Source organism: Streptomyces sp. NPDC059696 (assembly GCF_042733745.1).
Taxonomy (GTDB): domain Bacteria; phylum Actinomycetota; class Actinomycetes; order Streptomycetales; family Streptomycetaceae; genus Streptomyces.
This window is the reverse complement of sequence record NZ_JBHWFG010000004.1, coordinates 127,483-149,533: the sequence shown is the minus strand read 5'-3', so window position 1 is coordinate 149,533 and position 22,051 is coordinate 127,483. Positions and strand designations below refer to the sequence as shown.

At 71.8% G+C, this 22,051-nt stretch carries 25 protein-coding genes; 13 read left to right on the top strand and 12 right to left on the bottom strand.

Features of this window, described 5'->3' with window-relative positions:
- Positions 1–23: 23 nt before the first annotated feature.
- Both ACFV20_RS06005 and ACFV20_RS06000 read right to left on the bottom strand, forming a co-directional pair.
- Positions 24–395, bottom strand: a complete 372-nt coding sequence (locus ACFV20_RS06005; RefSeq protein ID WP_385652873.1) for a VOC family protein — start codon at positions 393–395, stop codon at positions 24–26.
- Between the two features lie 69 nt (positions 396–464).
- A complete protein-coding gene (locus ACFV20_RS06000) occupies positions 465–1,115 on the bottom strand; it encodes a DUF305 domain-containing protein (protein ID WP_385652870.1) in 651 nt (216 codons plus the stop codon).
- 190 nt (positions 1,116–1,305) lie between these two features.
- Here ACFV20_RS06000 and ACFV20_RS05995 point away from each other — a divergent pair, with 190 nt between their 5' ends.
- Positions 1,306–2,808, top strand: a complete 1,503-nt coding sequence (locus ACFV20_RS05995; protein ID WP_385652868.1) for an LVIVD repeat-containing protein — start codon at positions 1,306–1,308, stop codon at positions 2,806–2,808.
- On the opposite strand, the gene ACFV20_RS05990 is transcribed toward ACFV20_RS05995, so the two are convergent.
- The 4 genes from ACFV20_RS05990 to ACFV20_RS05975 form a co-directional block, all read right to left on the bottom strand.
- Positions 2,796–3,482 (bottom strand): TetR/AcrR family transcriptional regulator, encoded by a 687-nt coding sequence (locus ACFV20_RS05990; RefSeq protein ID WP_385652865.1) that lies wholly within the window; start codon positions 3,480–3,482, stop codon positions 2,796–2,798. The genes ACFV20_RS05995 and ACFV20_RS05990 overlap by 13 nt on opposite strands.
- Positions 3,483–3,755: 273 nt before the next feature.
- The gene (locus ACFV20_RS05985) at positions 3,756–4,424 is read right to left on the bottom strand and encodes a phosphatase PAP2 family protein (protein ID WP_385652862.1); all 669 of its coding nucleotides are present in this window, start codon (positions 4,422–4,424) and stop codon (positions 3,756–3,758) included.
- A gap of 136 nt (positions 4,425–4,560) precedes the next feature.
- Positions 4,561–5,496, bottom strand: a complete 936-nt coding sequence (locus tag ACFV20_RS05980) for a M56 family metallopeptidase (RefSeq protein WP_385652859.1) — start codon at positions 5,494–5,496, stop codon at positions 4,561–4,563.
- A gap of 421 nt (positions 5,497–5,917) precedes the next feature.
- Complete coding sequence (locus ACFV20_RS05975) at positions 5,918–6,466, bottom strand: DUF5134 domain-containing protein (RefSeq protein ID WP_385652856.1); 549 nt, start codon at positions 6,464–6,466, stop codon at positions 5,918–5,920.
- A gap of 150 nt (positions 6,467–6,616) precedes the next feature.
- On the opposite strand from ACFV20_RS05975, the gene ACFV20_RS05970 reads away from it, so the two are divergent.
- Entirely contained in the window at positions 6,617–8,305 is a 1,689-nt protein-coding gene (locus tag ACFV20_RS05970; protein ID WP_385652853.1) for an FUSC family protein, read from the top strand.
- Positions 8,302–8,979 (top strand): MarR family winged helix-turn-helix transcriptional regulator, encoded by a 678-nt coding sequence (locus tag ACFV20_RS05965; RefSeq protein WP_385652849.1) that lies wholly within the window; start codon positions 8,302–8,304, stop codon positions 8,977–8,979. Before ACFV20_RS05970 ends, ACFV20_RS05965 begins: the two co-directional genes overlap by 4 nt.
- A 34-nt stretch (positions 8,980–9,013) precedes the next feature.
- Here the strand turns inward: ACFV20_RS05965 and ACFV20_RS05960 are convergent, their stop codons facing one another.
- Positions 9,014–10,066, bottom strand: a complete 1,053-nt coding sequence (locus tag ACFV20_RS05960) for an aldo/keto reductase (protein ID WP_385652846.1) — start codon at positions 10,064–10,066, stop codon at positions 9,014–9,016.
- A gap of 100 nt (positions 10,067–10,166) precedes the next feature.
- On the bottom strand, positions 10,167–10,928 hold the full coding sequence (locus ACFV20_RS05955) for a VOC family protein (protein WP_385652843.1): 762 nt from the start codon (positions 10,926–10,928) through the stop codon (positions 10,167–10,169).
- A gap of 185 nt (positions 10,929–11,113) precedes the next feature.
- Here ACFV20_RS05955 and ACFV20_RS05950 point away from each other — a divergent pair, with 185 nt between their 5' ends.
- The gene (locus tag ACFV20_RS05950) at positions 11,114–12,049 is read left to right on the top strand and encodes a GNAT family N-acetyltransferase (protein ID WP_385652840.1); all 936 of its coding nucleotides are present in this window, start codon (positions 11,114–11,116) and stop codon (positions 12,047–12,049) included.
- On the opposite strand, the gene ACFV20_RS05945 is transcribed toward ACFV20_RS05950, so the two are convergent.
- Positions 12,031–12,423 (bottom strand): VOC family protein, encoded by a 393-nt coding sequence (locus ACFV20_RS05945; protein WP_385652837.1) that lies wholly within the window; start codon positions 12,421–12,423, stop codon positions 12,031–12,033. The genes ACFV20_RS05950 and ACFV20_RS05945 overlap by 19 nt on opposite strands.
- 72 nt (positions 12,424–12,495) lie before the next feature.
- Here ACFV20_RS05945 and ACFV20_RS05940 point away from each other — a divergent pair, with 72 nt between their 5' ends.
- On the top strand, positions 12,496–13,050 hold the full coding sequence (locus ACFV20_RS05940; protein ID WP_385652834.1) for a GNAT family N-acetyltransferase: 555 nt from the start codon (positions 12,496–12,498) through the stop codon (positions 13,048–13,050).
- On the opposite strand, the gene ACFV20_RS05935 is transcribed toward ACFV20_RS05940, so the two are convergent.
- Positions 13,040–13,723: a glycerophosphodiester phosphodiesterase gene (locus ACFV20_RS05935; protein ID WP_385652831.1), complete on the bottom strand. Its 684-nt coding sequence runs from the start codon at positions 13,721–13,723 to the stop codon at positions 13,040–13,042. The two genes, ACFV20_RS05940 and ACFV20_RS05935, sit on opposite strands and share 11 nt — an antisense overlap.
- 249 nt (positions 13,724–13,972) lie before the next feature.
- Between ACFV20_RS05935 and ACFV20_RS05930 the strand changes: the two genes are divergently transcribed.
- From ACFV20_RS05930 to ACFV20_RS05910, 5 genes are all read left to right on the top strand, one after another.
- A complete protein-coding gene (locus ACFV20_RS05930) occupies positions 13,973–15,370 on the top strand; it encodes a DUF6421 family protein (protein WP_385652829.1) in 1,398 nt (465 codons plus the stop codon).
- Positions 15,371–15,411: 41 nt separating this feature from the next.
- Complete coding sequence (locus tag ACFV20_RS05925; protein ID WP_385653184.1) at positions 15,412–16,158, top strand: SDR family NAD(P)-dependent oxidoreductase; 747 nt, start codon at positions 15,412–15,414, stop codon at positions 16,156–16,158.
- On the top strand, positions 16,155–17,225 hold the full coding sequence (locus ACFV20_RS05920) for a threonine aldolase family protein (RefSeq protein ID WP_385653181.1): 1,071 nt from the start codon (positions 16,155–16,157) through the stop codon (positions 17,223–17,225). The genes ACFV20_RS05925 and ACFV20_RS05920 overlap by 4 nt, the downstream gene beginning before the upstream one ends.
- A gap of 113 nt (positions 17,226–17,338) precedes the next feature.
- Positions 17,339–17,911 (top strand): transglutaminase domain-containing protein, encoded by a 573-nt coding sequence (locus ACFV20_RS05915; protein WP_385652827.1) that lies wholly within the window; start codon positions 17,339–17,341, stop codon positions 17,909–17,911.
- 12 nt (positions 17,912–17,923) lie between these two features.
- On the top strand, positions 17,924–18,625 hold the full coding sequence (locus tag ACFV20_RS05910; RefSeq protein ID WP_385652825.1) for a B3/4 domain-containing protein: 702 nt from the start codon (positions 17,924–17,926) through the stop codon (positions 18,623–18,625).
- An 18-nt stretch (positions 18,626–18,643) separates the two neighbouring features.
- On the opposite strand, the gene ACFV20_RS05905 is transcribed toward ACFV20_RS05910, so the two are convergent.
- Together ACFV20_RS05905 and ACFV20_RS05900 are read right to left on the bottom strand one after the other, a co-directional pair.
- The gene (locus ACFV20_RS05905; RefSeq protein ID WP_385652823.1) at positions 18,644–19,372 is read right to left on the bottom strand and encodes a lysophospholipid acyltransferase family protein; all 729 of its coding nucleotides are present in this window, start codon (positions 19,370–19,372) and stop codon (positions 18,644–18,646) included.
- A 188-nt stretch (positions 19,373–19,560) separates the two neighbouring features.
- Positions 19,561–19,977 (bottom strand): DUF4395 domain-containing protein, encoded by a 417-nt coding sequence (locus tag ACFV20_RS05900; RefSeq protein WP_385652821.1) that lies wholly within the window; start codon positions 19,975–19,977, stop codon positions 19,561–19,563.
- 78 nt (positions 19,978–20,055) lie between these two features.
- Between ACFV20_RS05900 and ACFV20_RS05895 the strand changes: the two genes are divergently transcribed.
- The 3 genes from ACFV20_RS05895 to ACFV20_RS05885 all read left to right on the top strand — a co-directional run bounded on the left by ACFV20_RS05895 (position 20,056) and on the right by ACFV20_RS05885 (position 22,051).
- On the top strand, positions 20,056–20,469 hold the full coding sequence (locus ACFV20_RS05895; RefSeq protein ID WP_385652819.1) for a thioredoxin family protein: 414 nt from the start codon (positions 20,056–20,058) through the stop codon (positions 20,467–20,469).
- An 82-nt stretch (positions 20,470–20,551) separates the two neighbouring features.
- Complete coding sequence (locus ACFV20_RS05890; RefSeq protein ID WP_385652817.1) at positions 20,552–21,043, top strand: flavin reductase family protein; 492 nt, start codon at positions 20,552–20,554, stop codon at positions 21,041–21,043.
- A 219-nt stretch (positions 21,044–21,262) separates the two neighbouring features.
- Entirely contained in the window at positions 21,263–22,051 is a 789-nt protein-coding gene (locus tag ACFV20_RS05885) for an electron transfer flavoprotein subunit beta/FixA family protein (protein WP_366713936.1), read from the top strand.

Genomic DNA, 22,051 nt, shown 5'->3' with positions numbered 1-22,051 from the left:
CCGTCCCGCACGCGCCGCCGCGATCAGGCACCTTCAGGGGTGATCAGGCAGAAGGGGTGACCGACGGGGTCCTGGTACACCCGGTAACCGATCGGCTTGTCCGAACCGTCGAGCAGTGTCGCACCGAGGGTGAGCACCTGCTCCTCGGCCACGTCGAGATCCTCGACCATCACGTCGAGGTGCATCTGCGGCGGGCACGCGGGGTCCGCCCATCGAGGCGCGCGGAAGTCGGCCACTCGCTGGAGGACGACGACCGGCGCGCCCTCGGCATTCCGCAGCACGACGTAGTCACCGGAGTCCTCCTGCCGTGAGAGGGACAGCAGCTTCTCGTAGAAGCCGGCGAGCCGCCCCGGGTCGGGGCAGTCGATGACAACGGTGTACAGGCGTCCGATCATCCGCTCACTGTGCCACCGGCCCGCGGACCGGCCGACCGGCCTCTGTCCTGGCCGACTGGCCGAGGAAGATCAGAGCATCCTCCGCATCCGGTTGATCTCGCTCGTCTGCTGGGCGATCACCTCGTCGGCCATCTCCTCCACGCGGATGTTGTTGCCCTCCCCCTTCACCTCCGTCGCCATGGTGATCGCACCCTGGTGATGGGTCGTCATCAGGGTCAGGAAGAGGTGGTCGAAGGCCTCCCCGTCGGCCGCGCGGAGTTTCGCGAGCTGGGGCTCCGTCGCCATGCCGGGCATGGTGGTGTGCTCGTGCCGCCCGGCCTTCAACGGTTTGCCGTACGACTTCAGCCAGCCCTTCATGGCCTCGATCTCCGGCTTCTGCCCGGCGGCGATGCGCTCGGCGATCCGCTGCACGTCCTTCGACTCCGCCCGCTTCGGGACGAGTTCGGTCATCACCAGGGCCTGTGCGTGGTGCTCGATCATCATGCGCACGTAGGAGACGTCGGCCGAGTTGGGGGAGTCGTTCTCCGAGTGCCGGTCGGCGGCCTCCTCGGCGGACAGGGTGCGGTTCGCCCCGCCGGGCTCGCCCGGTGCGATCACGGCGGGCCCGTCCGCCGCCGGCTTCCGGTCCGAACCGGAGTCACAGCCCCCGGCCCCGAGCACGGCCAGCACGATCAGCCCCGTCGTGACGGCGGACACCCGGGACGCACGGCGGAACAGCACAACGACCTCCTGAGACGAGCGAGTTGGGAAGCACCTCGTGTTGCGGACGACGTACTGGCACGCTTCCTCGGGTCATTGATCGGAAAACTTCATTGCGATTCTGTTGCCCCCTGTTGGTATGTGCATGGCGAAGACGATACTGCGTGGTGCGTGAACCGTTCCGCAGCGAACGGAACCAGGGAGGAAAACAGTGATCCTGTTGAACGACCGCAGAACACGCCGCAGACGCCTCGGAGTCGCCGCTGCCGCCGGAGGGCTGCTGGCCGCCCTCCTCACAGCGGCGCCGGCAGGGGCCACCCCCGACCCCGGAGACGCCCCGCCCGCCCCGAAGAAGGTCTCCCAGAGCGCCCAGGCCGAAGTCCGGGAGGCCATCCAGAACGGCGACATACCCGGCCAGGACGAGATCGTCCACTCCGACAACATCCAGCACCTGGCCCACGTCCCCAAGGACGCCCTGCAGGCCACGAACTCGGACCTCGCCTTCCAGGGCAGATACGCGTTCGCGGGCAACTACGACGGCTTCAGCATCTTCGACATCAGCAACCCCAAGGCGCCCAGAACCGTCGCCCAGGTGCTGTGCCCGGGCTCGCAGAACGACATCTCCGTCTCGGGCGACCTGCTGTTCCTGTCCACCGACTCCTCACGCAGTGACAGCAGTTGCTCCAGCACCACGCAGCCGGCGACCGAGAAATCCTCCTGGGAGGGCATGAAGGTCTTCGACATCAGCGACAAGCGCAACCCGAGGTACGTCGCCGCCGTCGAGACCGCCTGCGGCTCACACACCCACACGCTGGTGCCCGAGCGCCGCAACGTCTACGTGTACGTCTCCTCGTACTCGCCGAACGCCGCCTACCCCGACTGCCAGCCGCCGCACGACGGGATCTCCGTCATCAAGGTGCCGCGCGACGCCCCCGAGAAGGCGAAGGTCGTCGGCTTCCCCGTGCTGTTCCCCGGTGAGGGGCCGGACGGCGGCGGCAACCCGGGCGGACCCACCAACCCGGGCGTGTCCAAGACCACCGGCTGCCACGACATCACCGTGCTGCCCTCGAAGGACCTGGCCGCGGGCGCCTGCATGGGCGACGGCATCCTGTTCTCCATCAGGGACCCGGAACGCCCGAAGGTCATCGACCGCGTGCAGGACAACGTGAACTTCGCGTTCTGGCACTCGGCGACCTTCAACCAGAAGGCGAACAAGGTCGTCTTCACCGATGAGCTGGGCGGCGGCGGCGCGGCCACCTGCAACGCGGAGATCGGCCCGGACCGTGGTGCCGACGGCATCTACGACATCACCGGCAAGGGCGACCGGCGCAAGCTCGTCTTCCGCAGCTACTTCAAGATCCCCCGCCACCAGGCCGACACCGAGAACTGCGTCGCCCACAACGGCTCGCTCATCCCGGTCAAGGGCAGGGACATCATGGTCCAGGCCTGGTACCAGGGCGGCGTGTCCGTCTGGGAGTTCACCGACTCGGACAAGCCGAAGGAGATCGCCTACTTCGACCGCGGTCCCCTGACCACCGACGTGCTCAAGTCCGGCGGCTCCTGGTCGGCGTACTACTACAACGGCTACATCTACTCCAACGAGATCGCCCGGGGCTTCGACGTCCTGAAGGTCGACGACCGGCGCACGAACCCGGCCCGCTGGGTCCACCAGCGTGAGCTCAACGTCCAGACCCAGCCGGACTACTTCGACTGACCCCGCGGGTCGCACTCCGGTGCGGCCCCGGTGGCGAAGAAGCGCGACAGATCCTCGTCGCCCCTCCCGCCGCAGGCTCCGGTCCCCGGCGGGAGGCCCTGCTCCCGGTCGAGCCGGTAGCGCTTGAACAGCTCGGCCCGCAGCAGCGGCACCGGCATCGGCGCACCCGGCACCAGGGCCGCGTACACCGCGCCCATCAGCAGGGCGCGCATCATCGGATAGTCGCTGTCGACGTCCGGTGACCCGTGCCGGGACATGGTGTCCCGCAGCAGCTCGGCCAGCCGCCGCTGCTCCGGGCACTGCATGAAGCCCTCGCCCTGGAGGATCCCCGCCATGTGCTGCCGCATCAGCACGGGCCGGTCCCGGGCCAGGCCCAGGATCGCGTCGATGGCTCGGGCCATCCGCTCCCGGCCGTCCTCGGTGCGCGGCTCGCGCTCCAGCGCCTCCTCCAGCGTCCGGTGCATCAGCCGGTGCACGGCGGACTGCACCAGCTGGCGCTTGCCGGGAAAGTAGTACGACACCAGGCCGCGGGCCGAACCCGCCCGGTCGGCGATGTCGCCCAGCGTCGTCGCGTCGTACCCGCGCTCGCTCACCAACTCGACCGCCGCCTGCAGGAGCCGCTCCCGGGAACGCCGCCGCAGCTCTTCGTTCACCGAGGCGCTACGCGGAGACATGCGACAACTCCTGTGTTGACTGGCTGCCAGCCAACTATACTCAGACGGGTCCGGCCACGACCTGTCAGGTCCCGGCCGGTGCTGCCGTCTGCCTCGGGCGACGCGGGGGATCGTCCGAGGCGGGCGGACAGACCGGCCCGGTGGTCGCCCAGGGCTACTTTCACCGGCCCGGGGTGCGGCCGCCCGGGAAGCGCGGCGCGTACGCCGCGGCCCCCCGGCTCCGCGCCCGGCCGCCTCCCGCGACCGCGTCACCGCGGCCCCCCGTGGTCCTGCTCAGGGCTGCCAGCGCCGGTGCGCCCACACCGCCAGGGCCACCACCGTCGCGCCGAGGAGCCAGCCCCCCGCCACGTCCGACGGCCAGTGCACGCCGAGCCAGATCCGCGTCAGCCCGACCCCCACCACGGACACGACGGCCACGGCCACGGCGGTGCGCCACACGGCCCTGCCGACGCCGTGCCGGTGCAGCAGCCAGAGCAGCAGGCCGCAGACCACCGTGGCGGTCATGGCGTGGCCCGACGGGAAAGCCGAGTAGTGGGCCGAGTCGACGGGGTCGGGCCAGACCGGGCGCGGACGGTCCACCGCTGCTTTGACGCCCTGCTGCAGCAGCGTGCCCAGGGCGACGGCCAGCGCCAGCCACACCGCCGTCCAGCGCGCCGCCCACCGCACCACCAGCCACACGACGACGGCCGCGCACAGCAGACGCATCGTCCAGGGATCCCACACCCAGTCCGTGAGGATGCGGCACGTCTGCGTGAGGACCGGTTCGTCGACCGCCCAGCGGTGGGTGGTGTCGGAGATGTTGTCGTCCGCGCCGATCAACGGGCTCCATCTGGCGGAGACGAGGACCAGCAGCAGCGCCGAGCACAGGGCCAGGGCGCCGGTGAGTCCGGCCGTGCCGCGGTGTTCCGGACGGGGCGGGGAGTCGACGGACGAGGTGTGCATAGAGCGATCCTCGCCGAACCGGGGGGTCCGGATCCAGTACGGGGACGATCTTGCGTCACCGGCGACATCCTTCGGCCACCCCCGTGCGCACCGAATGCGCACCGAATGCGCACCGACGTGGCCCGTGCGCCCCTCGTCATCCCAGTGCCCGCAACCCCGGCACGAACGCCAGCAGCACCGGCACCACGGGCACCAGCGCGGCTGCCGCCGTCAGCCGCAGGCGCCGGCCCGCGGTCAGCCGGTCCGGGGGAGTGAGCAACCGGTTCACCCGGGCCGGGACATGGGCCTGCGGGGTCGGGCAGGGCCCGAACACGCCGCGGTGCTCGTTCAGTTCGACCAGGGCGAGGGCCGTGGTCAGACGGCCGAAGCGGCGCGACGCCGTGTCGTCGGCGGCGAGTTCGACCAGGCGGTGCATCTCGTCACGGAACGCGGCGAACACCGGCACCTGCGGAAAGCCGCCGGCCAGGGCCGAGGAGCAGTTGAGCAGCCAGTCGTGCCGGGCCCGGGCATGGCCCTGCTCGTGGGCGAGCACGGCGTCCAGCCGGCGGCCCTTCAGACGGCGCAACGCGGCCGTGGTGACGACCAGTTGCGGGGGAGTGCCCGGCTGCCACCAGGCATCGGGCCGCTCGCTCTCCAGGACGACCAGCCGGCCGGACACGGCCACCTCGCCGGGCAGCAGCGGGGCCCGGACCAGCAGATCGGCGCGCCGACGGCGGCGCCGGGCACGGGCCCGGCCGATCTCGCGGACCAGCATCGCCGCGCTCCACAGCCCGCCGCCGGCCAGTGCGACCGCGGTGGTCGCCGCCCAGGGGCCCGCCGTGCCGAGGGCGTAGGCCTCGACGACCCCGCGCGGGGCGGTGGCGAAGAGGTGCCCACCGACCGCGTGCCAGGCCGCGGCCGCGCTGAGCGTCATCGACAACGCGCAGCACACCAGCACGGCCGCCACCACGCACTGCCACACCCACAGCGCCACCACCGGTTCACGGTCCGGCCAGTCCGCCCGGGCGAGCAACCGGGGGGCGACCACGGCGGTCAGGGCGCCGAGCAGCAACAGCGCGGCGGGGAGCATCATGGGGGCAGCCTATGAGCGCGGCCCCGGCCAGGGGTACGGCTTGTGGCGCCAAAGTGACGCAGACAACGGAGCCGTTGGGACACCGGCCCGCCGGACGCGGCGCCGGCCCGAGGGACCCGGACGGGGTGCCGCCACGGCGGGTGCGGTTGCCTGGGTGGCTCCGGCTGGGTCCTGCCACGGGGGGTGCGGTTGCCTGGGTGAGGGCTTCGGCTGGGTCCTGCCACGGGGGGTGCGGTTGCCTGGGTGAGGGCTTCGGCCGGGTGCCGCCACGGCGGGTGCGGTTGCCTGGGTGAGGGCTTCGGCCGGGTGCCGCCACGGCGGGTGCGGTTGCCCGGGTGAGGGCTCCGGCCGGGTGCCGCCACGGCGGGTGCGGTTGCCGGGGTGAGGGCTCAGCCTGGGCGCCACGCCCGGTCCGGCTGGCTCACAGGGTCAGCAGCATCGCCACCATCGCCATCCCCATGGACAGCCGGCAGGCCCGAGCCAGTTCCGGCCGGTCGCCCCACCCGGCGGCGCCGCCTCCCCCGGCCACGGCTGCGGCCGGCACCAGACGGACGCCGGACAGGAGCACGTACCCGGCGAAGTAGAGCAGCAGCACCCCGGTCAGCAACGGCACCCCCGATCCGCCCCGGCCGTGTCCGTGAGCGGGGGAGCCGGCCATGACGAGCGCCATGTAGACCATCGCCGCGGCGCCCACCAGGTGATGGAGGTGGTGCGCTCCGGCCCGCGCCGCCCACAGCGCGTGGACGCCCGCCGCCCCGAACACCGCGGCGTAGACGGGCCACGCCCACGCGGGCGGTGTGAACACCGCCGTCGGCACGGCCATCGCGGCCATCCCGAACCCCATCAGCGCCTCACCGCCCGCGGCGCTGCGCTGCCCCGCGGCACCGCTGCGCATCCGCGCCAGGCAGTAGGCGCCGGTCACGGCGCAGAGCGCCACCAGCAGCCAGCCGGACGAAGCCGGTCCGTGCACGCGTACCTCCCCCTTCGCGAGTCGGTCGATCGATGCCCCGGCCACGCGGCGCGCACGCGAGCGCAAGGATGTACACGGGGAGCATTCGGCGGAGCACAGCAGGTGAAGGCGTATGCTTTACAGGTAAAACACCTGTTAATCTTGTTCGTCATGAGTGCTGCGCCCCCCACCCCCACGCCCGCCGACCCGCCCGCCCGGCGCCTCCCGCTGGCGGGGGTGCTGCGCCTCGGCAGGCCCTCGGAGATCTGGTTCAAACCCGCGCTGAGCGTGGTCGCCGCGATCGCCCCGCCCGCCCTCACACTGCAGGCCATGGGCCGGCTCGACCTCGTGATGTACGCGATGGCCGGGTCGCTCTGCGCGCTGTACACCCACAACCGCCCGTACGCCGCCCGGGCCGGAGCCCTGTTCCGGGTGGTGCTGGGCATGCTCGGCGGGCTCTCCGCGGCCCTGGTCACGGCCTCCCTCACGGACAACGCGGTCGTGCTGGTCACGATCGGCGCACTGCTGGCCGCCGCCCAGAAGGTGCTGTGCGACGCCACCCGGATCGGCCCGCCGGGCAACGTCGTCCTCACCTTCGTCAGCTCCGCCGCGCTGTTCGCACCGCAGACCATCGGCCAGGTGCCCGGCCATCTGGCCCTCGCCGCCGGGACCGGTGCCTGGGCCTGGCTGGTCTGCATGGCCCCCGCGCTCGTCCGGCCGCACGGACCGGAGCGCCGCGCCACCGCCGCCGCCCTGAGGGCCACCGCCCGCTACGCCGGCACCGGCGGCGCGGAGGAGGGCCACACGCGTGCCGCCGGTTACGCCGCGGTGCAGGCCGCCTGGCAGTCGCTGCTGTCCACCCGGGCCCCTTCCCGGACCCGACGTGTTCTGGAACGGCTCGTGGTCCGTGCCGAGGTCGCCCTCGCGGCGCCGACGGAGGCGGACCCGGACCGGCTGCGGGCCTGGGCGGACTCGCTGCGCGGCACCGGCCCCGTCCCCGGGGCCCAACTGCCCGACGCGGCCGCCGACGAACTGCTCGGCCTGGCCGCGGCCCGCCCCCTCCGGGCTCGGCTGGGCCCGCTGACGCCGCTCGCGGTACGCACCACGCTCGGCTGCGCGCTCGCCGGCTACGCGTCCCTCGGCCTCGGCATCGGCCGCCCCTACTGGGCCCTGGTCACCGCCGCCTCGCTCTACCAGGCCAACATCACGCTGACCTGGAGCCGAGCCGTGCAGCGGGTCGTCGGCAACGTCGTCGGCGTGCTCGTGTTCCTGGCCGTCGTGCCGGTCGCCCACCTCGGTCCCCCGGCGCTCGTGCTGTGCTGCCTGGCGTTCAGCTTCGGCGCGGAGGTGCTGATCAGCCGGAACTACTGGCTCGGCAGCGTCTGTGTGACGCCGATGGCCCTGCTCATCACGGAGTTCGCCGGATACCAGGAGCCGAGGACACTGATGACGGAGCGGGTCGTGGACACCGTGGTCGGCGCGCTGGTGGGGTTCGTCGCCGCCGTGGCCGTCACCAACCGGCGCGCGGGTGACCGTGTCGAACGCGCCCTCACCGCCGCCGACCGGGCCCGTGAGCACGCCGCCACCCTGCTGGCCGAGCCGGACCCGGGCAGGGCGGCCCTGGAAGCCGCGCGCCGCGGCCTGGCCGTCGCTCTGACCGACCTGCGCGCCGCCGCCGACGCCGCCGCCGGTGAATGGTGGCAGCGGGCCCTGCCCCAGGAGCGGGTCGTGCTCGTCGAACAGTCCGGACACCGTACGCTCGCCGCTACGGCCCGACGCCAGGGACTGCTCCCGCACCGGGACCCTGCTGCCGAACCGGACCGGGACCCGGCCACAGAAACGGAGGACGCACGGTCATGACGCCGACCGAAGGACCCTCGCCCACGGGGAACGACCCGGGACGGGCCCCGCGGCAGGAGGCCGGGACGGAGCCGGAAGCGCGGGCCGGGGCGGCCGATGCGGGGGCCACGGCCGGAGCGGACACCGGTGTCGACGGTTCCTCCGCCGGGGTGGGTCCGGCCGGCGGCCGACGGGACGACACGGTCGCTTCCGTGGTCCGGCAGTGGCAGGCCGTGCGCCCCGGGCTCGCCACCGGGCCGATGGAGATCATCGGACGCATCAACCGCTGTGCCGCCCTGCTCCAGCAGGCCGAGGACGCTCCGCTGCGTCGCGCGGGGCTCAGCCGGCCCGAGTTCGACCTGCTGGGCGCGCTGCGTCGCACCGGGCACGAGCTGACGCCCGGCGAGCTGGCCCGGGAGACCTTCTCCTCCGGCGCCGCCGTCACCAAACGGCTGAAGCAGCTCACCGAGCGCGGTCTGGTCGAGCGGCGCGGCGACACCCGTGACCGCCGGGTCGTCCACCTCCGCCTCACCGACGCCGGACGAGACCTCGTCGACGGCCTCCTGCCCGTCCAGCTCGCCTACGAGACGTCGGTGCTGTCCGGACTCGACGGCCTGGAGCAGGGCGAACTCGCCGATCTGCTGGGGGAGTTGCTCAGCCGGCTGGAAGGGCGGGCCGGGATGCTGCGGCCCTGACCCCTGCACCGGCCGGATCGGGCCGGCGCACCGGTCAGAGCACGTCGTGCACCGTGCGGCGGTACGTGGAGCGGCGGTCCTCGACGGCCGCCCAGCGGTCACCGTAGACGTTCCGGGTGATGTCCGGGTCGCGCAGGAAGTCGTGCGGGAACCCGAGCGGCACCGCGCTCACCTCGTCGAGCAGGGCGAGGGCGTCGTCGTCGAGCCGGACGTCGACGCTGCCCAGGTTGTCGGCGAGTTGCTGCTCCCCGGTCGCCGCGACGATCGGCACGACGTTGCCCGGCCGGGCCAGCAGCCAGGCCAGCGCCACCTGGGCCGGACTCCAGCCGCCCTGCCCGGCGACCTCCAGCACGGTATCGATCACCGCCTCCTCACGCGGGTCCGTCTCCTTGCCGGTGGAGTCGAGGCGCCCCGTCTCACCCCTGCGGTACTTGCCCGTGAGCTTCCCGGCGGCGAGCGGCGCCCAGGCCGGCACGGCCAGGTCGAACGCCCGGGCCTGCGGCAGCAGTTCACGCTCCGGGGTCCGGTCCAGCAGGCTGTAGCGCAGCTGCGAACCGGCGAACGCGGTCCAGCCCCGCAGCTCCGCCAGCGTGCACGCCTGGGCGATCTCCCAGGCGGGCCAGTCCGAGACACCGAGGTACAGCACCTTGCCTGTGCGCACGAGGTCGTCCAGGGCCCGCATGACCTCCTCGACCGGGGTGAAGTTGTCCCTGGCGTGCACCCACAGCACGTCCAGCCGGTCGGTCCGCAGCCGCCGCAGGCTCGCCTCCACCGACTGCACCAGGTTCTTGCGGTGGTTGCCCGCGGCGTTGACGTCGCCCTCGCGGATCCGGCAGGTGTACTTGCTGGCGAGCACGAACCGGTCGCGCCGGCCTTCCAGCAGCGCGCCCAGGATCCGTTCCGAGCTGCCGTCGGTGTAGTTGTTGGCGGTGTCGATGAAGTTGCCGCCCGCTTCCGCGTAGGCGTCGACGATCCGGGCGCTGGTCTCCTCGCCGGCGCCCCAGCCCCAGTCGTCGCCGATGGTCATCGCGCCGAGGCTCAGCTCGCTCACGCGCAGACCGGTCTTGCCGAACAGTGTGTAACGCACGGTTTTCCCCCTCCGGGCAGGTCGTGCCCAGGACGCTAGAAGCTGGAGCGCACTTCAGCGCAAGTCCCGGCCGGCCCCCTCGCTGTCGCCCAGGGCCGTCTCAGCGCTCGTAGTCCGCCCCGTACACGCCGAACATCGCTCCCTGGGGGTCCCGCAGCACTGCGATGCGCGGCCCGTCGGGCACGGAGGTGGGCACCATCAGGACCGTGCCGTGCCGCTGCACGACGGCCGTCGTGTCGTCCACGTCGGCCACGGCGAAGTACGGCAGCCAGTGCGCCGGCACCTCGGGCGGGAACTTGTCGTCCATCGCCACCATGCCGCCGAAGTCGGCGCCGCCGACGCCCCACTGGGTGTAGCGGTCGGACGGGGCGACCGTCCAGCCGAACACCCGCGTGTAGAAGGACACGGCCCCCTCGGGATCCCGCGTCATCAGTTCCACCCAGCCCAGCGAGCCGGGCGCGTTGAACAGCCCCGCACCCGGAAAGGTCCCGGCCTGCCACAGCTGGAACACGGCACCGCCCGGGTCGGCGGCCACCGCGAAACGGCCCACGTCGAACACGTCCGTCGGGCCGAACAGCAGCGTCCCGCCCGCCTCGGTCACCGCACGGACGGTGGCGTCCGCGTCGGTCACCGCGAACGACACGTTCCAGGCGACCGGCTGCGACGGCTGGTACAGCGGGGCGAGCGCGGCCACCGCCGCGTCACCGAGATGCGCGACGGTGTAGCCGCCGGCCTCCTGACGCGTGTCCGTCTCGTGCCGCCAGTCGAACAGCCGCGTGTAGAACCGCCGGGCGGCCTCCAGGTCGCTGGTCCCCAGCTCGGTCCAGCAGGGACCGCCGGTCACCGGTGCGTCGAGCTTCATGGCGTTCCTTCCGCGAGCGGCGGGGACAGGCCCCCCGGGGGGGCTTCTCCAGCACGCTAAGCCGCGTCGCGGGCTCCCTGCCATCCGGGGAAACCCACTGGTGTGCCGCCGCGGCCCCGGCGTACCCTCGCCCCGTACCGCACCGCGTGGCGGCCTCCAGCTCTCACCCTGCCCGGAGGTACCCCATGCCCGCGCCCGAGGTGCGCCTCTTCCGCCGTACCGACCGCGACCAGCTCACCGACCTGGTCAATCTGCACGTCGCGGCCGTCGTCCCCGGCGTCTCCGTCTCCGTGAACACCGTGCTCGGCGACCTGGAGCGCCAGCCGGGGGAGTTCATCACCGACCCGTGGGTGGCCGAGCGGACGACACTCGTCGCCGAGCAGCGCGCGCACGTCGTCGCCGCGGCCCACCTGCTGCGCTACCGCGCGGACGCCGACGTCGGCGACGCCTACCGCGACGCCGCCGAGATCAACTGGTTCGTGCACCGCCCGGCGGCGCCCCTGTGGCCGGACGCCGACCGTGCCGCCGACCTGCTGATGCGGGCGTGCCTCGCACAGTTCACCCGCTGGCACGCCCGGATCGGCTACGGGGACGGCTGCCTGCCCGCCCCGCTGGTCTACGGTCTGCCACGCAACTGGCCGCACATCCGGGCCCTGTACGCACGCGCGGGATTCCGGCACACCGGTGACACCGAGGTCATCCTGATCGCCCGGGTCGCCGACCTGCCGGTCCCCGAACCCCGGCCGGACGTCACCGTGGAGCGCACCCCGGGGACGTGCGGCACCCGCTTCACCGCCCGGGCCGACGGGAAGAGCCTGGGCTTCATCGAGATCGACACGGCCCTGGCCCGCCCGGAACGCCACACCCGCGCCGCGGGCCTCGCCGAGATCGGCGACCTGCACATCGACCCCGCCCGCCACGGCACCGGCCTGGAGCACTGGCTGCTCGGCCGGGCCGCGGACTGGCTCCGGCTGTGCGGCGTCGACCGGCTCGTCACCTGTGAGGCCGCCGGCGACAGCGCGATGCTCGCCCTGCTGGCCGCCGCGGGGTTCGGCGAGCTCACCCGCACCGACCGGGGCTGGGAGTACCGCCCCGACCGGGCTCAGATGCCCGGGCGGTAACGCATCGGGTGGTCCGCCGGTACCTCCACCAGCACGATCGGCGTCCCGTCCGGGTCCGCGATCCACATCTCCACAAGGCCCCACGGCTCCTTCACCGGCGGCCGGACGATCTCCACGCCCTTGGCACGCAGCTCCTCCTGCGCCGCGGCCACGTCGTCGACCTGCAGCCACAGCCGTACGGAGGGCGCCCGGGGCGTCTCGGAACGGCCCGAGACCTCCAGGAAGCCGCCGCCCGTGAAGAAGACCGTGCCGCGCTCCGCGCCCGTGCCGAACTCCCGGTACACGGCGAGGCCCAACTGCTCGCCGTAGAAGGCCCGCGAGCGCTCGGGGTCGGTCGGGCGGAGCAGGATCCGACTGCTGAGTACATGCACCATGCAGCGGAGCCTAGTGGGGGCGTTACGCTCGTCCCTGCCCGAGCCGCGCCCGCAGGACGGAGACGTACCCCCATGGAAACCGCCGCCACCGCACTGACCTTCCGCGAAGCCACCGACGCCGACGTGGACGAGCTGGTCGCGCTGATCGAGTCGGCGTACCGGGGCGACGACAGCCGGGCCGGGTGGACCACCGAGGCGGACATCCTCGAAGGGCAGCGGACCGACCCGCAGGGGGTGCTGGCGGTCGTCAAGTCGCCCGACAGCCGGCTCGTGACGGTGGAGCGGGACGGCAGGATCGTCGCCTGCTGCCAGCTGGAGCACCGGGGTGAGAGCGCCTACTTCGGGATGTTCGCCGTCAGTCCCCTGCTCCAGGGCGCGGGCCTGGGCAAGCTGATCATCGCGGAGGCGGAGCGCCAGGCACGCGAGGACTGGGGCGTGCGGGAGATGCACATGACGGTGATCTCCGTGCGTGACGACCTCATCGCCTGGTACGAGCGACGCGGCTACCGCCGTACGGGACGCATGACCCCGTTCCCGTACGGCGACGAGCGCTTCGGCGTCCCGCAGCGCGACGACCTGCAGTTCGAGCTGCTGATCAAGGAGATCGGCCGGCCGTCTACGCCGTGAAGCGGCCCGTGCGCTTGATGTCCGGGTGGTCGGTGGTGGCGCCGTCCAGGCCGAACGCCCGGACCAGCCGCAGCTGGTCCTGTGTGTTCACCACCCAGCCGATGATCTTCAGATCGGCCTTGCGGGCCCGCTCCACGATCTCCAGGGTGAGCCGGCGGATGTTCAGGCAGACGGTCTCGGCACCGGCCTCGACGGCGCGGTCCACGATGTCCGTGCCGTAGCGGCTGGCGATCAGCGCGGTGCGCACGCCCGGCACCAGCGGCTTGATCTCGGCGATCGCCTCGTCGTGGAACGAGGACACCTCCACCCGGCCGGCCAGATCGCGCCGGTTCATCACCTCGGCCAGGGCCCGGGCCGCCTGCTTGTCCTTGATCTCCGCCTGGAGCGGCGAGTGGACGGCTTCCAGTACCTCCTCGAAGACCGGCACCCGCTCACCCCGGCCCGCGTCCAGGGCCCGCAGCTCGGCGAGGGTCTTCTCGGCGATCGGGCCGGTGCCGTCGGTCGTGCGGTCCACATCCGTGTCGTGCATGACGACGAGCGCGCCGTCCTTGCTCAGGTGCAGATCGAGTTCGATGGCGTCGAGTCCCGCCTCCTGGGCGGCGACGAAGGACCGGAGGGTGTTCTCGGGCTCCACACCCATGACTCCGCGGTGACCGATGGTGAGGAAGTTCAAGACGCGACTCTCTTCCGTCGACAGGCGGCACTGGGGGCCTGACGGCCCCCCTGACCGTATCGCCTGGACCCGTCCTGTGCAGAGAGTGAGGGCATGGTTGCGGCACATCCGGGCAGAAGCGTGGCGGACAGGAAAAAGTGCGGTGAAGCACAGGGTCGGGCAGGATAATTTCCCGGGTTCACCCTTGCTGGGAGGAACCTCGTGTGTATACGGTCTGCATACGTGAGATTCTCCCGTGGAAGGTGGGACATGACGGAAATTCTTGTGCAAGTGGGTTCGGAGGAAGCTCTTCCTCCCGTGGCCAGGGTGGTGGACCACCCGGCATGGCCCGTGCTCAAGGATGCCGTGGAGCGGATCCGGCCATGGCAGTCCAAGGACGGGTCGATCGACTTCGACGCCGAGGGCGCGCCCGACCCGGCCGACGCCGAGCTCGTGGTCCGCCAGGTCGCCGACGCCGTCCGGGAGCTCTCCCCGCTGCTCCCGCACGACACCGCCTACCACGAGGCCCTGGTGAAGGACCTGACCCGGTGGGCCGACAGCGGCTTCCAGGTGCCCGACTTCCTCGACTCGCTGCTGGCCTTCCAGCCCGCGGCGAACCGCGCGGACGGCCTCCAGCACCTCGTCGTCTTCCCGATGTACACGCAGAACGGCAACCCGGACCGCAACCTCGAAGCGGTCGTGCTGCGCATGGTCTGGCCGGACTGGCTGGCCGAGCTGGAGCGCACCCGCTACGACAACCCGCTCTTCTGCGGCATCAAGTTCGAGGACTTCACGGCCGGCTACGACACCAACTCGGCCGTCCTGTTCCCCGAGACCATCGCCGTGCGCGAGGCCCCCGAGCGGTTCACCTGGGGCGGTATCTTCTGCGACCGCGAGGCCGCCCGCTTCCGCCGGGTGACCGACGCCGCCGTCGACATCCTGGGCCTGGAGCTGCCCGAGGACGTCGCCGCGATGGTCCACGACCAGAAGCGCTGCGAAGAGGCGTTCGTGCTGTGGGACATGGTCCACGACCGCACCCACAGCCACGGCGACCTGCCGTTCGACCCCTTCATGATCAAGCAGCGCCAGCCGTTCTGGATGTACGGCCTGGAGGAGCTGCGCTGTGACCTCACCGCCTTCAAGGAGGCCGTGAAGCTGGAGGCGGACGGCGTCCCGCAGGCGCGTGACGTGCAGGTCGCGGTCCTCTTCGACCGCATGTTCCGCTTCCCGGTCACCGGCGAGCGGGTGCGCAACTACGACGGTCTCGGCGGCCAGCTCCTCTTCGCGTACCTGCACAAGCACGACGTCGTCCGCTGGACCGACAACAAGCTGACCATCGACTGGGAGCGCGCTCCGCAGGTCACCAACCAGCTGTGCGCCGAGATCGAGGACCTGTACCGCGACGGCATCGACCGCCCGAAGCTCGTCCACTGGTTCGCCGGGTACGAGCTGGTGTCCACCTACCTCGCCCCGCACCCGGGCTCGAAGTGGGCCAAGGGTCCCGACGCCCTCGACACGACGCAGCCGCCGCGCAAGCTCGTCGATGACGTGCTTCCGGACGAGTTTCCGCTGAGCATGTTCTATGAGGCACTGTCCAAGAAGCTGAAGCATGTGATCGCCTCCACCAAGGGCATCACGGCGGACGGCGCCGAGCGGATCGCCGCGTGAGCGATCGGCGTACCGGGAACACTGCTCAGGAGGCGAAGATCATGGGGAACGGGGCGCTCAGCGGTGCGGTGATCGCGGTGGCCGGAGCGGGCGGACCCGCCGGCCGGGCCGCGCTGCTCAGGCTGGCCGAGGCGGGAGCGACCGTCATCGGGTCGGACAACGATCCGGAGCGGCTGGCGGAGGCGGTGGACGCGGCGAGCTTCGCGTCCGGCGGCGCCACCGTCACCGGTGACACGGTGGACCTGCTCGACCTCGGGGCCACCCGCGACTGGGCCACCCGCATCGAGAAGGACTTCGGCCGGGTCGACGGCCTGGTCCACCTCGTCGGCGGCTGGCGCGGCAGCGAGACCTTCACCAGGACCAGCCTCGACGACTGGGACTTCCTGGAGATGCTGCTGGTCCGCACGGTCCAGCACACCTCGCTCGCCTTCCATGAGGGACTGCAGCGCAGCGACCGCGGCCGGTACGTACTGATCAGCGCCGCGGGTGCCAGCAAGCCCACCGCGGGCAACGCCGCCTACGCGGCCGGCAAGGCGGCGGCCGAGGCGTGGACGCTGGCCATGGCGGACTACTTCCGCAAGGCCGGGGGCGCGGAAGGGCCGACGTCGGCCGCTGCGATCCTGGTGGTCAAGGCGCTGGTCCACGATGCGATGCGCGCCGACCGACCCAACGCGAAGTTCGCGGGCTTCACCGACGTCAAGGACCTGGCCGAGGCCATCACCGAGGTCTGGGACAAGCCCGCCGCCGAAGTGAACGGAAAACGTCTGTGGCTCACCGAGAAGCCGTGAACCCGCCGAAGACCGACGCCCGTCGTCATCACGACCCCGAGGTCCGCGGATTCGCCAGCGACAACTACGCCGGGGTCCACCCGGAGGTGCTCGCCGCCCTGGCCCTGGCCAACGGCGGGCACCAGGTCGCCTACGGCGAGGACGTCTACACCGAGAACCTCCAGCAGGTGGTCCGCAGCCACTTCGGGCCCACGGCAGAGGCCTTCCCGGTCTTCAACGGCACCGGCGCGAACGTCGTCGCGCTCCAGGCGGTCACCGACCGCTGGGGCGCGGTGATCTGCGCGGAGAGCGCGCACATCAACGTCGACGAGTGCGGGGCCCCCGAGCGGGTCGGCGGTCTGAAGCTGCTGACCGTTCCCACACCCGACGGCAAGCTCACGCCCGAGCTGATCGACCGGCAGGCGTACGGCTGGGACGACGAGCACCGCGCGATGCCGCAGGTCGTCTCCCTCGCCCAGGCCACCGAGCTCGGCACGGTCTACACGCCGGAGGAGATACGGGCCATCTGCGAGCACGCCCACGCGCACGGCATGAAGGTGCACCTGGACGGCTCCCGGCTGGCCAACGCCGCCGCCACCCTGAACGTCCCGATGCGGGCGCTCACCAACGCCGCCGGCGTCGACATCCTCTCCCTGGGCGGCACCAAGAACGGCGCCCTGTTCGGTGAGGCCGTGGTGGTCCTGAACCAGGACGCCGTCAGCCACATGAAGCACCTGCGCAAGCTGTCCATGCAGCTCCCCTCCAAGATGCGCTTCGTGTCGGTGCAGTTGGAGGCCCTGCTCGCGCGTGACCTGTGGCTGCGCAACGCCGCACACGCCAACGAGATGGCCCAGCGCCTCGCCGAGGGCGTGCGCGCCGTGCACGGTGTGGAGATCCTCTACCCGGTGCAGGCCAACGCGGTCTTCGCCCGCCTGCCCCACGACGTGAGCGAACGCCTCCAGAAGCGGTTCCGCTTCTACTTCTGGGACGAGGCGGCGGGCGATGTCCGCTGGATGTGCGCGTTCGACACGACCGAGGACGACGTGGACACGTTCGTGGCGGCGCTCAAGGAGGAGATGGCCCGCTAAGGCTTCCCACCCCCGGCTGCACGCCAGGGCCGGGGTACGGACGACTGCATATGTATGCGGCAGAGCGTAAAAGGATTGACCCCTGTGTGGGTCCCTCTCTACGCTCTGCCCGCATGCAGCTCATTCAGCAAACGCCCGACCTCTCCGCCTACCTGGCCGCCGACGAGGTGATCGACCATCATCATCCGCTGGTTCGCGCGACTGCCGCGAGGCTCGCCGACCGGGTGGATGACTCGTATGAGTATGCGCGGGCTGCCTTCGAATTCGTACGCGACACCATTCCGCACTCGCAGGACTCCGGCGATCCCCGCGTCACCTGGCGCGCCTCCGACGTCCTGGAGCAGCGCACCGGCATCTGCTACGCCAAGGCCCATGCGCTGGCCGCGCTGCTGCGGGCCGAGGACATTCCCACCGCGCTGTGCTACCAGAAGTTCGACGAGGTGCACGGGCTGGTCGCCGTGCGGTTCAACGGTGCCTGGCACCGGCAGGACCCCCGGGGTAACAAGCCCGGCGTCGACGCGCAGTTCTCCCTCACCGGTGAACGGCTCGCCTTCGTGCCCGACCCGGCGTCCAATGAAATGGACTATCCAGTCCTGTATGCTGCACCGCACCCGGTCGTGCTGGGCGCTCTCACCGCTGCGCGCGACCGGCCGCACCTGTGGCAGACGCTCCCCACCGCACTCTGAGGCAAGGCGACCATGACGCTCACGCTGACCGTGTCCGACGACGTACGCGCCCTCGCGCCCCACTTCACGCACGTCGCGATCGAAGCGCACGGCCTGGTCAACGGGCCGAGCAGCCAAGCCGGTTCGCAGCTCCTCGACGACGCGGCGCGCCGGCTCGCCGTGCGGCTGGAAGGCCGCGCCCCGCACGAGGACCCGCACATGGCCGCCTGGCGTGCCGCCTACACGGCGTTCGGCTCGAAGCCGTCCCGCACCCGCAACTCCGCGGAGGCGCTCGCCAGGCGCGCCCTCTCGGACGCCGGACTGCCCCGAATCAACCTGCTCGTCGACCTCTACAACGCCGTCTCCGTCGCCCATCTGATCCCGGTCGGCGGCGAGGACCTCGACCGCATCGAGGGCGGCATGCGGCTGATCCGGGCCACGGGGGAGGAGCGGTTCGTGACCGTCGCCGGCGGCGAGGAGACCGTCGAGCACCCCGACGCGGGCGAAGTGGTGTGGTGCGACGACGCGGGCGTGACCTGCCGTCGCTGGAACTGGCGTCAGGGCCCGCGCACCCGGCTCACCGAGGAGACGACGTCGGGCATCTTCCTGCTGGAGAGCCTGGCGCCGATGCCGGTCGCCGAGGTGACGGCCGCGGCGGCGGAACTCGCCGAGCTGCTGGCGAAGTTCAGCCCGGGCGCGGACATCGCCGTACGGGCTCCGGAGTCTGCCGCCTGAGACCGGGCCGGGCGGGCGTCAGTGCGCCTCGGCCGCCCGCACCTGCTCGGGCGTCGGGGCCGTGCCGCCCAGGTGGGCCGGCATCCACCAGGTGTCCTCCGGGCCCTTGGGGCGGACGGGATAGGCGCGCTGGGCGGCTTCCAGGAGCTCCTGGACGCGCTCCCTCAGCTGGCGCGTGATGGCGCCCGCGTACTTGTCGCGGGAGGCCTCGATCGCCTCGCCCACCCGGATCGTGATGGGGATGTGGCTGCGCTTGAAGTTGCGCGGGTGCCCCTTGCTCCACAGCCGCTGCGTGCCCCACACCGCCATCGGGATCAGCGGGACGCCCGCCTCCTGGGCCAGGCGCGCGGCGCCCGACTTGAAGCTCTTCAGCGTGAACGACTGGGAGATCGTCGCCTCGGGGAAGACGCCGACGATCTCGCCCGACCGCAGCGAGTCCAGGGCGTGCGCGTAAGCCGCCTCGCCCTGCTCGCGGTCCACGGGGATGTGCTTCATCCCGCGCATCAGCGGGCCGGAGATCCGGTGCCGGAAGACGGACTCCTTCGCCATGAAACGCACGAGACGCTTCTGCGGCAGGGCCGCCAGGCCGTTGAAGACGAAGTCCAGGTAGCTGATGTGATTGCTCACCAGCACGGCGCCGCCCGAGCGCGGGATGTTCTCCGACCCCTGGCAGTCGATCTTGAGGTCCCACGCCTTGAACAGCGTGCGGGCGAAACCGACGACGGGGCGGTAGACGAGCTCTGCCATGGGCGGGTCGGACCCTTCCTGCTCTGCCTGGGAAGGGATTCCCAGTGGAAAAGTTACGCAGCCGTAGGTTTACGGCTTGTCGCAGATCGTGCCCCAAGAACGGCCGGGTAGCCAGTCCTCGTGCCCGTCGACGGCGAGATTCTCGTCACGTCGCCCGCAGCTCTCCACCTCGTGCTTTTGCGTCCCCATTACCCCGCGCGCACCACCACTCGCCGCACGAGCAGGTACAACTCGCAGCCCAGGCAATACCCGAACGCAGCATTGAGGAACGCGGCGGCGAGCGCGGCGCCGGTCGCCGCGAGACCCAGCCAGCCGGGCCCCAGGGTGTGACCGACCAGCCCGAGTCCGGCGAAAAGCAGCCCCACCGCCTGGGCGAAACGCGGCGGTTCGGGCGCTTCGAACTCCGTCGGCGGGCCGAGGCGCGGCCGCACGGCCCGGGCGAACAGCAGACCGTACGGGGAGCGGCCCACGCCGCCCGCCGCGCCGCACAGGAACGCCAGTGTCTGCCAGGCCAGCAGCCAGGCGTTCCCCGTGACCAGCACGACCGCCAGGACGGCGGTCGTGACGGCCGCGCCGAAACGCGGCCCTCTCGCATCGATGTCCATGGGAAGCAAGCATTCCGCAGCAGGCCCTCCTGGCGGGGGCGGGAATCTTTGCGGTCTCGTGAACGCTTGCAGGAGGTGATGACCGGACTGGTGGTGTGCATGGCGGTGCTCGCGGCGGCGAGCGCCTTCGGAGTGCTGCAGCGGCGGCGGAGCGGGAGAGTGCGCGTGCGCGGGCGGGACGGCGGCAAGCGGCTCGAGGCGGCGGAGCTCGGTGCGGAACTCGGCGAACGGGCCACGCTCGTGCAGTTCTCCAGCGCGTTCTGCGCGCCCTGCCGGGCGACCCGGAGGGTCCTCGGCGAGGTCGCCGGCCTCGTGCCCGGCGTGACGCACGTCGAGATCGACGCCGAGGCGCACCTCGACCTCGTGCGGCGGCTGGACATCCTCAAGACCCCCACCGTGCTCGTCCTGGACGCCGACGGCCGGGTGGTGCGGCGGGCCACCGGCCAGCCGCGCAAGGCCGATGTGATCGCCGCGCTGGGCGAGGCGGTGTGAGGGCGTGCCGCCGTCAGTGAGTCATCTCCCACATCACGGAACGAACTTGACTGTGCGCACCATTTATCGTCAGCCTGACCGCATGCCTGCGGACCTCCTCGCCACGCCCGACCTCCTGCGCTCGGTCTTCCGGCGGCACGCGGCGGGAGTCGCCGTGATCACCGCTCGTGGCGAGGCAGGCCCGGTGGGCTTCACCGCCACCTCCCTGACGTCCGTGTCCGCCGAGCCGCCGCTGCTGTCCTTCGGTGTCGGCACCGGCGCCTCCAGCTGGCCCGCGATCGCCGCGGCGGATCATGTCGGCGTGCACATCCTCGGCGAGCACCAGCAGGAGCTGGCCGCCACCTTCGCCCGCAGCGGCGCCGACCGCTTCGGGGCCCCCACCGCCTGGCGCGAGGGGCCCGAGGGGGTCCCGGTCCTCGACGGCGTGCTGGCCTGGCTGGTGGGCCGGATCGTGGCGCGGGTGCCCGCCGGTGACCACCGGCTCGTGATCGCCGAGGTCGTGGACGGCGACCCCTCGGGCACCGGCCGTCCCCTCCTCTACCACCAGGGACGTTTCCAGCGTCTGGGCGACTGACCGGCCGGCTCCCCGGGCTGCGTGACCGTCGAGTTCCGGTTACGCTGCGTTGCGAAGGTCACAGTTCAAAGCGCTTGCTTAGCGGGAATGAACTGGGTGTACTGACGAGTAATATTTCGCTCGGGGCGTGGGTCGCCCCGACCGGGATCGGACGCTAGAGGCGCCTATGCTGCCTGCAAGTAGGCAGCATGGAAATGACGATGCAGTAGGAGAGCCGGCGTGAGCTTGAGGATCGTTGTCACTGTGAAGTACGTGCCCGACGCCACTGGCGACCGGCACTTCGCCGATGACCTGACCGTCGACCGGGACGACGTGGACGGTCTGCTCTCCGAGCTCGACGAGTACGCGGTCGAGCAGGCGCTGCAGATCTCCGAGAACTCCGACGACGACGTGGAGATCACCGTCCTGACGGTCGGTCCCGAGGACGCCAAGGACGCCCTGCGCAAGGCGCTGTCCATGGGTGCGGACAAGGCGATCCACGTCGAGGACGACGACATCCACGGCACCGACGCCATCGGCACCTCCCTGATCCTGGCCAAGGCGATCGAGAAGGCCGGCTACGACCTGGTCGTCTCCGGCATGGCCTCCACCGACGGCACCATGGGCGTCGTGCCCGCGCTGCTCGCCGAGCGCCTGGGCGTCCCGCAGGTCACCCTGCTCTCCGAGGTCTCCGTCGAGGACGGCACGGTCAAGGGCCGCCGCGACGGCGACGCCGCCTCCGAGAACCTGGAGGCCTCCCTCCCGGCGGTCGTGTCCGTGACCGACCAGTCGGGCGAGGCGCGCTACCCCTCCTTCAAGGGCATCATGGCCGCGAAGAAGAAGCCGGTGGAGTCCTGGGACCTGTCCGACCTGGACCTCGAGGCCGAGGAGGTCGGCCTGGAGGGTGCCTGGACCAAGGTCGACGGCGCGGCCGAGCGTCCCGCCCGCACCGCGGGCACGATCGTCAAGGACGAGGGCGAGGGCGGCAAGCAGCTCGCTGAGTTCCTCGCGGGCCAGAAGTTCATCTGA

What these genes read in the sequence shown, in the direction of transcription:
- ACFV20_RS06005 (WP_385652873.1), bottom strand. Translation starts at nt 395, where the DNA reads ATGATCGGACGCCTGTACACCGTTGTCATCGACTGCCCCGACCCGGGG.
- ACFV20_RS05990 (WP_385652865.1), bottom strand. Translation starts at nt 3,482, where the DNA reads ATGTCTCCGCGTAGCGCCTCGGTGAACGAAGAGCTGCGGCGGCGTTCC.
- ACFV20_RS05985 (WP_385652862.1), bottom strand. Translation starts at nt 4,424, where the DNA reads ATGCACACCTCGTCCGTCGACTCCCCGCCCCGTCCGGAACACCGCGGC.
- ACFV20_RS05980 (WP_385652859.1), bottom strand. Translation starts at nt 5,496, where the DNA reads ATGATGCTCCCCGCCGCGCTGTTGCTGCTCGGCGCCCTGACCGCCGTG.
- ACFV20_RS05970 (WP_385652853.1), top strand. Translation starts at nt 6,617, where the DNA reads ATGAGTGCTGCGCCCCCCACCCCCACGCCCGCCGACCCGCCCGCCCGG.
- ACFV20_RS05965 (WP_385652849.1), top strand. Translation starts at nt 8,302, where the DNA reads ATGACGCCGACCGAAGGACCCTCGCCCACGGGGAACGACCCGGGACGG.
- ACFV20_RS05955 (WP_385652843.1), bottom strand. Translation starts at nt 10,928, where the DNA reads ATGAAGCTCGACGCACCGGTGACCGGCGGTCCCTGCTGGACCGAGCTG.
- ACFV20_RS05950 (WP_385652840.1), top strand. Translation starts at nt 11,114, where the DNA reads ATGCCCGCGCCCGAGGTGCGCCTCTTCCGCCGTACCGACCGCGACCAG.
- ACFV20_RS05945 (WP_385652837.1), bottom strand. Translation starts at nt 12,423, where the DNA reads ATGGTGCATGTACTCAGCAGTCGGATCCTGCTCCGCCCGACCGACCCC.
- ACFV20_RS05940 (WP_385652834.1), top strand. Translation starts at nt 12,496, where the DNA reads ATGGAAACCGCCGCCACCGCACTGACCTTCCGCGAAGCCACCGACGCC.
- ACFV20_RS05930 (WP_385652829.1), top strand. Translation starts at nt 13,973, where the DNA reads ATGACGGAAATTCTTGTGCAAGTGGGTTCGGAGGAAGCTCTTCCTCCC.
- ACFV20_RS05925 (WP_385653184.1), top strand. Translation starts at nt 15,412, where the DNA reads ATGGGGAACGGGGCGCTCAGCGGTGCGGTGATCGCGGTGGCCGGAGCG.
- ACFV20_RS05915 (WP_385652827.1), top strand. Translation starts at nt 17,339, where the DNA reads ATGCAGCTCATTCAGCAAACGCCCGACCTCTCCGCCTACCTGGCCGCC.
- ACFV20_RS05910 (WP_385652825.1), top strand. Translation starts at nt 17,924, where the DNA reads ATGACGCTCACGCTGACCGTGTCCGACGACGTACGCGCCCTCGCGCCC.
- ACFV20_RS05905 (WP_385652823.1), bottom strand. Translation starts at nt 19,372, where the DNA reads ATGGCAGAGCTCGTCTACCGCCCCGTCGTCGGTTTCGCCCGCACGCTG.
- ACFV20_RS05900 (WP_385652821.1), bottom strand. Translation starts at nt 19,977, where the DNA reads ATGGACATCGATGCGAGAGGGCCGCGTTTCGGCGCGGCCGTCACGACC.
- ACFV20_RS05895 (WP_385652819.1), top strand. Translation starts at nt 20,056, where the DNA reads ATGACCGGACTGGTGGTGTGCATGGCGGTGCTCGCGGCGGCGAGCGCC.
- ACFV20_RS05890 (WP_385652817.1), top strand. Translation starts at nt 20,552, where the DNA reads ATGCCTGCGGACCTCCTCGCCACGCCCGACCTCCTGCGCTCGGTCTTC.